The organism is Stenotrophomonas sp. 14P6.2.3 (assembly GCF_057799055.1).
In genome coordinates, this window is sequence record NZ_JBYOLA010000011.1 from 129,943 (window position 1) to 143,434 (window position 13,492).

Sequence of the window (13,492 nt, forward strand, 5' to 3'; positions counted from 1 at the left end):
GACACCGCCCCGCCACCCCACGGAATGCACGCTGTTGCTGTTGCTGTTGCTCCGGCTGGTAGCGGGTGCAGGGCGCAGCCCTGCTCGACCAACCCTCAAACCGTGATGGTCTGCGTCAGCGATTCCCAGGTCGGCGGCACCGGCCAGGACGCGGCCTGGTTGCCGTCCAGCACCCGCCGCAGATCGCGTGGATCGATCTGCGGGGCCAGCACATGCACCAGCTCCAGCGCGTAATCGCGCAGCACCCGGTCGCGTGGCAGCACCGCCCAGGCGATGCACTCGGTGATCGGCGCCGGTGCCGGCCACACCCGCAGGTCCTCGTCGTTGGCGCTGATCGCCATCTCGGCCAGCAGCCCCACCCCCAGACCTGTGCGCACGTAGGTCTTGATCAGGTCGGCATCCAGCGCGGTCAGCGCCAGATCGGGCACCAGGCTCTGCGCGGCAAAGGCACGCTGCAGGGAGGAGTTGGGTCGGGTCGAGGATTCGTAGCTGATCAGCGGCTGGCGGGCCAATGCTGCCAGGTCCGGTACGCGGCCGGCGCGGTCCAGCGGATGGCCCTTGGGCACCACCACCAACCGCCGCCAGCGGAACAGCGGCACCGCGATGCCGTCGCTGGGTTCGCTGCCGGCGGTACTGATGATCGCGATATCGGCATCGCCCTGGTTCAGCCGGTCCAGCGCATCGGCCTCACCCGCCTGCTGCAGGTGCACGCTGACCTGCGGATAGGCCTGCTTGATGCGCGCCACGGCCGGCGGCAGTACGAAGCGCGCCTGGGTGTGGGTGGTGGTCAGGATCAGCTGGCCCTGGCTCTCGCGGCGCTGGTTGGCCGCGTAGGTGCGGATGTTGTTGGCTTCGGACAGCACGGCGCGGGCGCGGCTGATCACTTCGGTGCCGGCCGGGGTGACCGACTCCAGGCTGCGTCCCTTGCGTACGAACAGCAGGAAGCCCAGTTCGTCCTCCAGCTGCTTGAGCTGCTTGGACAGGCCGGGCTGGGTGGCATGCACCCGCGAGGCGGCGAGCGTGATGTTCAGCTCGGCGTCGGCGATGGCAACCAGGTAGCGCAGCTGGGTCAGCGTCATGGCAGGCGGGCGATGTGGGGGCGGAGGTCCACTCTAGGGTCAATTGCCGTCACCAGCTTATAACCAAAGGTTGTTTAAGAAAGGTATCTGGTCATTTCCGGGCGTCATATGCCGGCGCTACGGTCAGCCGGCAGCCGCTGGCCTGAACAGCCAGCCTTCTTCCCTTATGCCCGCCGAGCCCGGCGCGGCCTGTTCCTGGAGCGCTCCCATGGCCCTGTACGACTCCATCCTCGACACCATCGGCAACACCCCCATCGTCAAGCTGCAGCGCCTGGCGCCGCAGGGCGTGACCGTGTACGCCAAGGTTGAATCCTTCAATCCGGGCGGCTCGGTGAAGGATCGACTGGCGCTGGCGATCATCCTCGATGCCGAACAGCGTGGCCTGCTCAAGCCGGGCGACACCATCGTCGAAGCCACCTCGGGCAACACCGGCGTCGCCCTGGCGATGGTGGCCGCTGCACGCGGCTACAAGTTCGTGGCGACGATGGTCGAGACCTTCTCGGTGGAACGCCGCAAGCTGATGCGCGCCTACGGTGCGAAGGTCATCCTGACCCCGGCCGCCGAGCGCGGCAGCGGCATGGTGCGCAGGGCGCGCGAGCTGGCCGAGGAGCACGGCTGGTTCCTGGCCAGCCAGTTCGCCAACCCGGCCAACCCGGCCTACCACCGCAACACCACCGCCGCGGAGATCCTGCGTGATTTCGCCGGCAAGCGCCTGGACTACTTCGTCAGCGGCTGGGGCACCGGCGGCACCCTGACCGGTGTCGGTGAAGTGCTGAAGGTCGCCCGCCCCGACACCCGCATCATCGCCACCGAACCGGCAGGCGCCGCCTTGCTGAAGGGCGATGACTGGAAGCCGCACAAGATCCAGGGCTGGACCCCGGACTTCGTGCCCGATGTGCTCAACCGCAATGTGGTGGACGAACTGGTGACCGTGGAAGATGATCGCGCGATCGCCACTGCCCGCCAGCTGGCCGCAGAGGAAGGCATCTTCGTCGGCATCTCCGCCGGTGCCACCGTGGCCAGCGCACTGGACGTGGCACATCGCGCTGAACCGGGCGCGGTGATCCTGGCGATGTTGCCGGACACCGGTGAACGCTACTTCTCCACGCCGCTGTTCGCCGACGTCAATGAAGGTTCCGACGACGACTGGCTGGCCGGTCTGCCCTGATCGCCGCGTTGTCGATGACAGCAGGATGACGCCCACCCTCGCGGTGGGCGTTTCCATTTGGGCAATCCTGACTGGGCATTGCCGTTGCAAGCGGACCGTTTTCCCAGGAAATCAGAAGCATACCGCCTCGGAAACTTTCGTTTCGCCCGCCTGCGGCGCTCGCTTCAGCCTGCGTGAAGGCACTGCCGGCCATCGTGCATGAACAGGGCAGATCGCAGTGCGTGAGACGGTCATGACGCAGCATCGATGCCCTGTCCCGCAAGATGCGGGTGCAGCCAGCGTGGGCACGGCGCGCAACAACTACAGGCAGGAGACGGACGCATGAAGATCGAAGTGTGGCAGGGCGACATCACGGCCCTGGCGGTGGATGCGATCGTCAACGCGGCCAATGAATCACTGCTCGGTGGCGGCGGTGTCGACGGCGCGATCCATCGTGCGGCTGGCCCCGGCCTGCTGGCCGAGTGCGAGCGTCTGCCGGAGCTGCGCCCCGGCGTGCGCTGCCCGACCGGTGAGGTGCGCGCAACGGATGCCCATGCACTTCCGGCACGGCACGTACTGCATACCGTCGGCCCGGTCTGGCACGACGGCCAGCGCGACGAACCGGCACTGCTGGCCAACTGCTACTGGAAGTCGCTGCAGCTGGCCGAATCGCTGAACCTGCAGTCGATCGCGTTCCCGGCCATCAGCTGCGGGGTGTATGGCTATCCGCTGTACCAGGCGGCGCAGATCGCGGTGACCGAAACACTGGCCTGGCAGCGCAGCCACGCCCAGCCGATGCGGATCGTGCTGGTGGCATTCAACACGGCGACCGCCAAGGCCTACCAGCAGGCGCTGTCGGCCGCAGGTCAGGTCGCCGACAGCGGGCGCGGGTCGCTGCTGCCCCCACTGGGCGATACCGGATTCGTGCCGGCGCATTGAAACAATGCGGGGCGTGGAAGAAAAAAAGGCCGGGCATTGCCCGGCCTTTTCGTTTACATCCGTCGCGACAGCGTCAGTTCGTTACTTCGGCGGCAGCGTCGGCCGCCGCCGTAGCAGCCGCCGATGCCGCGGCCGAAGCGGCGCCGTCGACCTGCACACGCACTTCCACCATGCCCGCTTCGCCGCTCAGGCTGGTTACGTCCACGGTGTAGTGGCCGGCCGGCAGCGATTCTTCCAGGCGTGCGTTGGTGCCATTGCCACCATCGTCGTCCACCAGCTCCACGTTCGAACCGACCACGCGCAGCACCGTATCCACCTGGCTGGAAATCGCATCCAGGCGCACATCGGCCGGACGCGGCAGGCTCAGCAGGAAGCGGCGGCGCCCTTCGCCATCAAGCATGGCGAACACGCTGCCGGAGTTCGGCAGGGTGGTGCCATCACGCATGACCATGTTGGCCGGCAGCTCGGTGCGCTTGGCAGTCAGCTTGAAGGCGCCGGTACCGTCTTCGCCCAGGCTGCGCACGCGCAGGGTGTACTTGCCCGGTTCCAGCGGCATGCCGATGCGCGAATTGGTGCCGTCGCCGCCGTCGTCGTTTTCCGACTGAGCGCCGTTGCCGTCCAGCTTCAGCACGGTATCGAACGCATCCGATTCCAGGCGGATCTCGTACATGCCCGCCTTGTCCACCTGCAGGGTGTAATCCTGCGACTTGGAGACCAGCAGGTCGACGATCTCGCCTTCGGCCACCATCGGCTTGCCGTCATACGGCACCAGCTTCTCGGCGCGCAGGCGGTACGGGCCGAAGGCGGAGGGGCCGTCGGCATTGATGGCCACCTGGTAGCTGCCGGTGCCATTGGCGCGGAATGCCAGCGAGACGTCGTCGCCGCGCTCGTAGCCCGAACTGCTGCTGGCCACCAGCACGCCGTTGTTGAACACGGCGATCGAGCCGCGCAGCGCGCCGGTCAACTTGATGCCGACCAGTTGCTTGTCGTCCAGCTTCAGCTGGTACAGCTGATGGTGGCTGCCATCATTGAAATTGACGCCGCTGCGCGAGGTGATTTCGCCGGATACCGGCTTGTCGAACTCCAGCGAGGGGGCCTTGCCCACGTCCGGGCTGCCACCCATCCGGTTGCAGCCGCCGACAGCCAGCACCGTGGCAACGGCCAGCGTGATTGCGGTAATACGCATGTTTTTTCTCCTTGGCCTTCCATGTATGCCCCCACGCACTGGCCTGGCGTGCGGGAGGCGGCAACGATACCGGCAAAAGCAAACGCCGGCGTGATGCCGGCGCTGCCTTGTTCAGTTCATGCTGCGAAACGACGGATCAGCCGTTCCACTTGCCCAGGGCGGCCTGGCCGTTTTCCTTGGCGCGCTCGTAGACGGTCTTCTGCGCGGCGGCGTAGTTGCCCTTCATGTCCTTGCCCCACAGCTTCAGTGCCGCCTGCTGCATGGCACGGCCATAGGAGAAGCTCAGCGGCCACGGCAGGTGACCCATCTGGTTCATGGCATTGAGGTGGGCGGTGGACTGCTCATCGCCCTGGCCGCCGGACAGGAACACCACGCCCGGCAGGATCGCCGGCACGGTGCTCTTCAGGCACATCACGGTCGACTCGGCCACTTCCTCGACGTCGGCCTGCTCGTCGCAGCCCTTGCCGGAGATGACCATCGAGGCCTTCAGGATGGTGCCTTCCAGCAGCACGTTCTGCTGGTACAGCGCGTCGAACAGCGAGCGCAGGGTGGCTTCGGTGACTTCGTAGCAGGTCTCGATGTCGTGCTCGCCGTCCATGATCACTTCCGGCTCGACCATCGGCACCAGGCCGCATTCCTGGCACAGCGCGGCATAGCGGGCCAGCGCATGCGCGTTGGACTCGATGCAGGTGCCCGACGGAATGCTCTCGCCGATGTTGATGACCGCACGCCACTTGGCGAAGCGCGCGCCCAGCTTGTAGTACTCCTGCAGGCGCTCACGCAGGCCGTCCAGGCCTTCGGTGACCAGCTCGCCCGGGCAACCGGCCAGCGGGTGCGCACCCTTGTCCACCTTGATGCCCGGGATCATGCCGTGGTCGGCCATGTACTTGGCGAACGGCACGCCGTCCTTGGTCGACTGACGGATGGTCTCGTCGTACAGGATCGCGCCGGAAATGTGCTCGTTGAGCTTCGGCGTGGTCAGCAGCAGTTCGCGGTAGGCGCGACGGTTCTCTTCGGTGTTCTCGATGCCGACGCTGGCAAAGCGCTTGGCGATGGTACCGGTGGATTCGTCGATCGCGATGATGCCCTTGCCCGGGGCAACCATGGCCTGGGCGGTTTCAGCCAGCTGTTCGATGCTCATGTACTTCCTGTGGCGGGTGCGGGAAAAACGTAAGTATAGCCCCGCTACCCGTTGCCCCGACGTGGAGGCTCGGATGGAACCGGTTCCACTGTCTGTGCGGGTCAGGAAATGTCCTGCCGGATCGGGTCAGAGCCCCTTCGGGGATCTGACCCCGGGGTCGGACCCGCGCAGCGGCTCCGACCCGACGCGACACGTCTTACAGGTCGCCGAGACCGCTGGCGCGGCCGTCGTCGCCCACTTCCAGCAGGCGCAGGGTATTGGTCGCGCCGTGGGTTTCCATGTGCTCACCGCTGGTGAACACCACGCGGTCGCCGGCCTGCAACATGCCGCCTTCCACCAGCAGGCGGATGCTGCCGCGTGCGGCTTCGCGCGGGGTGAAGCCACGGCTGTCGAAGTTGATCGGGAACACATCGCGCATCAGCGCCATCTGCCGGCGGGCGCCGTCGTGGCGGGTCACCGCGAACACCGGAGCCGAGGCACGGAAACGCGACAGATAGCGGGCGGTGCCACCGGATTCGGTCATCGCCACGATCGCGCGCACGCCCACGTGCTGGGACAGGAACATGGTGGCCATGGCAATGGCCTGGTCGGCACGTTCCAGGTTGCGCGGCGAGGCGCCGAAGTCGGTCTCGGTCTGGAACTGGCGCTCGGCGCCCAGGCAGATGCGCGCCATCGCTTCGACCGCCTTGACCGGATACGCACCAGCGGCGGTTTCGGCCGACAGCATCACCGCATCGGTGCCGTCGATGACCGAGTTGGCCACGTCCAGCACTTCGGCGCGGGTCGGGATCGGGCTTTCGACCATCGACTGCAGCATCTGCGTGGCGGTGATCACCACCTTGTTCTGCGCCAGCGAGGCCTTGATGATCTTCTTCTGCAGGCCCGGCAGCTCGGCATCGCCGATTTCCACGCCCAGGTCACCACGCGCCACCATCACCACGTCACTGGCGTCGACGATCTCTTCCAGGTTCTCGATGGCTTCGGTGCGCTCGATCTTCGACACCAGCGCGGCGTAGCAGCCGTGCGATTCGGCGATCTCGCGTGCATCGTTCATGTCCTGCGCGTTGCGGCAGAACGACACGGCGATGAAGTCCACGCCGATCTTGGCGACGATGCCGATCAGCTCCTTGTCGCGCTCGGTCAGCGCGCCCAGCGACAGGCCACCGCCCTGCTTGTTCAAGCCCTTGCGATCGGACAACGGACCGTCATTGAGCACGGTGTTGATGATGCGCTCGCCCTGCACTTCCACCACCTGCAGCTGCATCAGGCCATCGTCGAGCAGCAGCACGTCACCGGCGGTCACGTCCTGCGGCAGGCCGAGGTAGCTCACGCCCACCTGGGTCGCATCGCCCGGTCCGGCATTGGTGCTGGCGATCAGGTCGAAACGGTCGCCGGCCTTGAGATGCACCTTGCCTTCGGCGAAGCGCTCGATGCGGATCTTCGGGCCCGGCAGGTCGGCCAGGATGCCCACTTCCACGCCCACCCGCTGCGCGGCGGCGCGCACATCGGCGGCACGCTTGGCCTGGCCGGACGGGTCACCGTGGCTGAAGTTGAGGCGCACCACGTTGACGCCGGCGCGGAACAGATCCTCCAGCACGCCCGGCGGATCGGTAGCCGGACCGAGGGTGGCAAGGATCTTGGTGCGACGCTGACGCTCGAACATGATGGATGGGCCTCTCCCGTTAAAGGACGGAAATTAGCACATCCTTCACGTCCCATGTATACGGTTACAGCCTTGTGCTGCCTGACTCTGCGGGACATCGCACGGACATGTTCCGGACATACGCCGGTCGATGGCAGCGGAAACGCCGCCGGGCAAGGCCCGGCGCGCTGCCTCGTCTACTTCAGGCCAGCAATGCCAGCAGCTGCGCCGGATCACGGGCCAACTGCCCTGCACCGGCCTCGGTCAGCTCCTGCTCGCCACCAAAGCCCCACAGCACGCCCACGCTGCGCAGGCCGTGATGACGGGCACCTTCGATGTCCATGCGGCGGTCGCCGATCATCCAACAGCGTTCCGGTGCCAGCTGCAGGCGATGCAGCGCTTCGCCCACCAGCTGCGGCTTGCTGCTGCGCGAGCCATCCGGCGTGGAACCGATCACGTCCTCGAACAGGTCACCGAACGGCAGATGCTCGACGATGCGGCGGGCATGCGGCTCGTTCTTGGCGGTGACCACGGCCAAGCGGTGCCCCCGTTCGTGCAGTGCGCGCACCACCGCTTCGATGTCCGGATAGATCGTGTGCTCGCGCCAGCCTTCCACGTCGAAGCGCTCGCGATAGAAGGCCACGGCCTGCTCCACCCGTTCGGCATCGCCGAACAGCGGCGCGAACGTGGTGCGCAGCGACGGACCGATCCAGCCCAGCAGGGTTTCCTGCGACGGCACCGGATGGTCCATCTTCTGCAGCGCATAGGCGATGCAGGTGGTGATGCCCACTTCCGAATCGATCAGCGTACCGTCCATGTCGAAGAAGAGCGTTGCACGCTCTTCTCCGTCCACCCGCAGGTCGACGCTCATGCGCCGCGCGCGGCCAGGGCGGCAACGGCCGGCAGGGTCTTGCCTTCCAGGAATTCCAGGAATGCGCCGCCACCGGTGGAGATGTAGCTGACCTGCTGGGCGATATCGAACTTGTCGACCGCGGCCAGGGTATCGCCACCACCGGCGATGGAGAACGCCGGCGAACTGGCGATGGCGCGGGCCAGCGCTTCGGTGCCCTTGCTGAAGGCTTCGAACTCGAACACGCCGACCGGACCGTTCCAGACCACGGTGCCGGCCTTCTGGATCAGCTGCGCGTACTGCGCGGCGGTCTGCGGGCCGATGTCCAGGATCAGATCATCCTCGGCCACCGCATCGACGGCCTTCACTTCGGCAACCGCGTCGGGCAGGAACTGCTTGGCGGTGACCACGTCCACCGGCAGCGGGATGTCCGCACCGCGCGCCTTGGCGTCGGCCACGATCTTCTTCGCGGTATCCAGCAGGTCCGGCTCGTACAGCGACTTGCCGACCTTGTAGCCGGCCGCCGCGATGAAGGTGTTGGCGATACCGCCACCGACGATCAGCTGGTCGACCTTGCCGACCAGGTTGGCCAGCAGTTCCAGCTTGGTGCTGACCTTGCTGCCGGCGACGATGGCCAGCAGCGGCTTGGCCGGTGCATCCAGTGCCAGTGCCAGCGCATCCAGCTCGGCCATCAGCAGCGGGCCACCGGCAGCAACCGGGGCAAAACGGATCACGCCATGGGTGGACGCCTGCGCACGATGCGCGGTACCGAACGCATCCATCACGAACACATCGCAGAGGGCGGCGTACTTCTTCGACAGGACTTCATCGTCCTTGCCCTCGCCGACGTTCATGCGGCAGTTTTCCAGCAGCACCAACTGGCCCGGCTGCACGTCGACGCCGTCGACCCAGTCACGCACCAGCGGCACTTCGCGGCCCAGCAGCACCGACAGGCGCTGCGCAACCGGCGCCAGCGAATCGGCTTCGCTCCACACGCCTTCCTTCGGGCGGCCCAGGTGCGAGGTGACCATCACCGCCGCGCCCTGCTCCAGCGCGCGCTTGAGCGTCGGCAGGGAAGCGGTGATGCGCTGTTCGGAGGTGATGCGGCCATTCTCGATCGGCACGTTCAGATCCTGGCGGATCAGCACGCGCTTGCCGGAGAGGTCGAGGTCGGTCATGCGGACGATGGACATGGGCAACTCTTTGGCTCTGGAGATGGGATGCCGGTTTGCGGCAGACGGTCATTGTATCGGGTGCGGCTGGCGGCCGCGCCGCTGCCTGCGGCAGGCTTCGAAGCAACGGCAACGGCAACGGCAACAGCAACGGCCGAAGCGCTGGCGCTTCGTGGTGCTGTGGGTGGGCCGGGGCGGTGTGGGCCCGCGGGGGACGCCGTGAATCCATCCCTGGAGGCTCGGGCGCGCCATCCATGGCGCTTACGCCCCCGCGAGCCCACACCACCCCGGCCTCGACAGGTTCATGAGGCGGAGCGGATGGCGAAAGCAAAGGCGGTTTCTGGTGTCGGATGAAGGAAGAAGGGGTCTCGAGCGAAGCGACCCGCTTCTGCTCTTGCTCTTCTTTTTTTCTCTTCCGTGGGTGGACGCACACGGAAACTGTCAGAGGCCGGGCGGGTGGGCTGGGCAGGGGTGTCAGCCGCATGGATGCGGCTGCCAAGCCTACAGGGACGTACTTGCGGCGTCCCCTGCCCAGCCCACCCGCCCGGCCAAGCGAGGCTTTTGCTCCCTGCGACCAACCGACCACCCACGAGGGGCTGCGCCGTTCGCTGCAAACTACGCCGAAGGCGACGGCTTCTGCTTCAGCAGGCTCAACGCCAATCCGCCGACAACCAGCACCCCCAACCCCAGCAACGCCCACAGCAGCCACGCCTTCCAGTCGTGCTGCGGCTTCAGCGCCGCATCACCGGCCAGCGTCTCCGGGCTGCCTTCCAAGCGTGCCAGCGTCGGCTGCCACGAAGGATCATTGCGCTGGCGCAGTTCCTCGATCAGCACCGTGATCGGTGCCTCTGCGCGGCGCGCGGTGGTACTGCCCACGGCCAGCGCGTAGGGCGCCGCGCCCTGGCTGAGGAACACCATCACTTCCGGTTGATAGCCCAGGCGCAGGGTCGGCGCGCTGGTGGTCTCCACCGGGCTCGCTACCAGCTTCCAGTAGCGGTCGCGGTACATGCCGCCCAACGGCTGTGCCGCCGATTGCTGGCGCTGGCCCGGTGCGCCCTGCTGCAGCTGATAGGCAATCCAGGGCGCGCTGCGGCGCTGCCATTCGGCGGCAGCGTCATCGCGACTGAACAAGGTCCACTGCACCAGGCTGTTGTCGGTGCTGGCCACGTCGGCGCGGGTCACCGGGAATCGACCATCCAGTTCAAAGGTGAATTCCCCCTTGCCCTGCGCGGTCGGTTCCAGCGACAGCCACTCCCACGGCACCGTTGCCGGCGCCGGCGGCAGTTCCGCCAGGACGCTGCGCAGCTCCGGCAGGCGCGCCTCGCCCTGCGGCAGGATGCGCAGGTAGCGCACGTTGCTGTCGACCTGCAGGCGGCGCTGCAGCAGGCGCTTGCCCGCGCGCTGCAGGTCCACCAGGGGGACGTCGCGGGCGATCGACTGCCAGCGCTGCAGATCGTCGCTGGCATCCAGCTGTACCTGCGCCTGCAGTGGCTGGCTGCTTTCGGCCCAGTCCAGCACCAGCGCTGCCAGCGGTTGCTGGCCGAGCACACTGGCATCGATCAACCAGCCACCCTGCCCGTTCGCCACCGCACCACCACCGAGCCGGGCTTCGACCCGGCGCACACGGCCGTCAGTATCACGCTCGGTCAGCAGCTGCAGGTCGTTGCGCTGGGCCTCGGCCAGCGGCGGTAGTGCAAACCACGGCAATTCGCGCTGTACCGGCGGCTGCGCCAACGGCTGGTCCGGTGCCAGCAGCGCCGACGGCAATGCCTGGCCAGCGGCGTTGAACACCTGCAGGTCGCCCAGATCGGCTGTGCCTGCACGGCGATAGATCGCCGGCTCCAGCACCACCCGGTAGGCACCGGACTGTGCGCTGGACAGGCTCAGCGGCCATTGTTCGGCGTACTGCGCGCGGTAGTCCGTGGCCTGTGCAGCAACTACACCGGCCACCCCGAACAATACCGGCAGCAACGCTCGGCTCCACTTCCTCATTGGTTTTCCTCCACGGTTGGCGGCGCGCTCGGCGGCGCGGGCGCCAGGTAACCCACCACGGTGCACAGCAGGCCGTAGGCGATGAACGATGCGATTCCCAGCAGGTTGCCCAGGTGCTGTCGGTCGATCAGCACCAGCTTGGCCAGCACCACGGCCATCAACACGGCACCGACCATCCACAGCACACGCTGGCCGCGACGCGAGCCCCACACCCAGGCGATCACGCCGAGCACGCTCCACAACACGGTCAGGCTGGTCTGGGCCAGGCTGAAGCGGGCCATTGTCGGATCCCAGACCACCCCGCCCCAGTGATGCACGCCATGCAGCACGGTGCTGGTCAACGCGATGAAACCGGCCACGGCCAGCACCGGCACACGCAACCGCTGCAGCGGCGCCGGTCCCTGTACGTCATACAGCCAGCGCGCGATCAGCAACAGGCTGACCCACTGTGCCAGTTCGGCAGGATTGAGCAGCGGCAACCACGGCAACGGCGTGGCGTCACCCGCCAGGGTCAGGCCGAACAACCAGGCCAACGCCAGCACCGCGAAAATCACGCTCTGCAGCGGCAGGCGCACCGGATCAAACGCAGCACCCAGCGGCCAGCGCAGCACGTTCCAGCGCCACAGCGACAGCGCCGCCAGCAGCAACCACGGCAGGGTGACCAGCAATGCGGTCCAGCCCTGCGCCAGGCGCGCGTCGCCGCCGCCCCACAGGGCCAGCAGCGAAAGCAGCGATGGCCACAGCAGCCACCACAGGAACTGGGCGATACGGGCCACGCCACCACTGCCCTGACGCAGGCACAGCAGGCTGCGCACGCCGAGCACGGCGAACACTGCCCATGCCAGCGCGCCATAGCCGGCAAACGGCTGCTGGTGCGCGTCGCTCTGCAGCAGCGCCAACGGGAAGCCCGCTGCCAGCATCACCAGCGCGGTCACACCCAGCGCACGTGCCGGCATGCGGCGCTGTACTTCCGACGCCAACCAGGCGGTGATAGCGGCCTGCACCAGCACGGCATCGGCCTGCGCCGAATGCTGGAAGAAGCGGCCGATTTCATGCACCAGACCACCCAACCACCACAGCAGGCCCCACAGGTAATACGCCAGGGCGATGTCATGGCGCTGCCTGCGCTGATAGCTCCACGCCGCCGCGAAGCCCGCCACGGCCAGCAGCAGCGCGCCGATCGCGGTCGGGTTGAGCAGGAAGCGCTGGTCCTGATGCCAATGGTCGGCACCCACCACGAACGCGAATGCGGCGGCGAGCTGCAGCAGCGCACCGGTCACCTGCGGCAACCAGCGCTTCTGGCGCAACCCCAGCCACGCCAGGCCGGCACCTTCAAGCGCGAATACCGCGCCGGTGGCACGCGCCGAGAATGCCAACGGCACCGCCAGCGTCGCAAAGCCCACCGCCAGTACCGCATGCGACTGCGCCAGCACTGTGTACGACGCGCGCGCGATCAGAGCGCGGGCCAGCAATGCATAGATCGCGGCCAGGCCCAGCGCACACAGGGCCAGCGTCATCGGCTGTTCGTGCAGCATGCCGGCCTGCAGCGAGAAGGCGATCAGCGGCGTGCCGAACACCAGGCTGCCGTCGACCAGATCGCGCCGCCCAGCCGGCTGCCGGCGCGCATACAACAGCGGAATCAGCAGGTAGAAGGCGAAGAACAGCAGCAGGAACGGTTCGGTGCTGGCGAACTTGGCCGCGTCGTACTGCAGCACGCCCCAGAACGTGCCGATGCCGAAGGTGAACGCGAAACCGAGCAGGTTCAGCACACGCCACGGCCGATACCAGGCGATGACGAAAATACCCGCGTTGAGCACGGCGTAGTAGCTGAACAGCCCGACGTGGTTACCACTGCCTGTGGACAGCCACAGCGGCGCCATGAAGCCCGCCAGGATGCCCAGCACCGCCAACGTGCGCGAGTTCTGCACCACCGCCAGCACGCACAGCCCCGCCACCAGGGCGATCGAGCTGGCAAAAGCGAAACCGGGCGCGAGCAGATCGAAACGCTTGAAGGCGGCGAAGATGGTCAGCAGCAGCACGCCGATGGCGCCACCCTGCAAGGCCAGCGCGAACATCCGCCGGCGCTCACGCTGGTGCCAGCCGAAGGCCAGCAGGCCCAGCGCACCGACGGTGATGCCCGCCAGCCGCAGTTCGACCGGTACCACCAGCCAGCCCTGGTCGCTGACGTACTTGAGCAGCGCGGCGACACCGGCCAGCAGCACCAGCATGCCGATCTTCACCGGCACGTTGCCCTGGGTGAACCAGTGTTTGACCGCACCGATCACGCGCTCGACCAGGTTCGGCGGGGCCGGTTCGGCCGGCAGCGGCGGCACTGTGGGTTCCG

10 protein-coding genes are annotated in these 13,492 nt (G+C 67.2%); 2 read left to right on the plus strand and 8 right to left on the minus strand.

What is annotated here, in order from left to right; translation table 11 throughout:
- Positions 1 to 95 precede the first annotated feature (95 nt).
- Positions 96 to 1,079, minus strand: coding sequence for a LysR family transcriptional regulator (locus AC27VL_RS11220; protein ID WP_108265941.1), 984 nt, complete (start codon positions 1,077 to 1,079; stop codon positions 96 to 98).
- A gap of 208 nt (positions 1,080 to 1,287) precedes the next feature.
- Here AC27VL_RS11220 and cysK point away from each other — a divergent pair, with 208 nt between their 5' ends.
- Both cysK and AC27VL_RS11230 read left to right on the plus strand, forming a co-directional pair.
- Entirely contained in the window at positions 1,288 to 2,247 is a 960-nt protein-coding gene (gene cysK / locus AC27VL_RS11225) for a cysteine synthase A (RefSeq protein ID WP_100553421.1), read from the plus strand.
- A 321-nt stretch (positions 2,248 to 2,568) separates the two neighbouring features.
- Positions 2,569 to 3,165, plus strand: a complete 597-nt coding sequence (locus tag AC27VL_RS11230) for an O-acetyl-ADP-ribose deacetylase (RefSeq protein WP_100460196.1) — start codon at positions 2,569 to 2,571, stop codon at positions 3,163 to 3,165.
- Positions 3,166 to 3,238: 73 nt separating this feature from the next.
- Here the strand turns inward: AC27VL_RS11230 and AC27VL_RS11235 are convergent, their stop codons facing one another.
- The 7 genes from AC27VL_RS11235 to AC27VL_RS11265 all read right to left on the minus strand — a co-directional run.
- A complete protein-coding gene (locus AC27VL_RS11235; RefSeq protein ID WP_488766442.1) occupies positions 3,239 to 4,351 on the minus strand; it encodes a copper resistance CopC family protein in 1,113 nt (370 codons plus the stop codon).
- A gap of 136 nt (positions 4,352 to 4,487) precedes the next feature.
- On the minus strand, positions 4,488 to 5,492 hold the full coding sequence (locus AC27VL_RS11240; RefSeq protein ID WP_089236629.1) for a class I fructose-bisphosphate aldolase: 1,005 nt from the start codon (positions 5,490 to 5,492) through the stop codon (positions 4,488 to 4,490).
- Between the two features lie 196 nt (positions 5,493 to 5,688).
- The gene (gene pyk / locus AC27VL_RS11245; RefSeq protein WP_089236630.1) at positions 5,689 to 7,155 is read right to left on the minus strand and encodes a pyruvate kinase; all 1,467 of its coding nucleotides are present in this window, start codon (positions 7,153 to 7,155) and stop codon (positions 5,689 to 5,691) included.
- A 181-nt stretch (positions 7,156 to 7,336) separates the two neighbouring features.
- Positions 7,337 to 8,005 (minus strand): HAD hydrolase-like protein, encoded by a 669-nt coding sequence (locus tag AC27VL_RS11250; RefSeq protein ID WP_100553423.1) that lies wholly within the window; start codon positions 8,003 to 8,005, stop codon positions 7,337 to 7,339.
- Positions 8,002 to 9,177: a phosphoglycerate kinase gene (locus AC27VL_RS11255; RefSeq protein ID WP_191078564.1), complete on the minus strand. Its 1,176-nt coding sequence runs from the start codon at positions 9,175 to 9,177 to the stop codon at positions 8,002 to 8,004. Before AC27VL_RS11255 ends, AC27VL_RS11250 begins: the two co-directional genes overlap by 4 nt.
- 594 nt (positions 9,178 to 9,771) lie before the next feature.
- Positions 9,772 to 11,148 carry a DUF3999 domain-containing protein gene (locus AC27VL_RS11260; protein ID WP_488766445.1) on the minus strand — a complete coding sequence of 459 codons (1,377 nt, stop codon included), beginning with the start codon at positions 11,146 to 11,148 and terminating at the stop codon, positions 9,772 to 9,774.
- Positions 11,145 to 13,492: DUF2339 domain-containing protein (locus AC27VL_RS11265; RefSeq protein WP_488766447.1), on the minus strand; the 2,348-nt coding region annotated here is incomplete at its 5' end. The genes AC27VL_RS11260 and AC27VL_RS11265, both read right to left, overlap by 4 nt.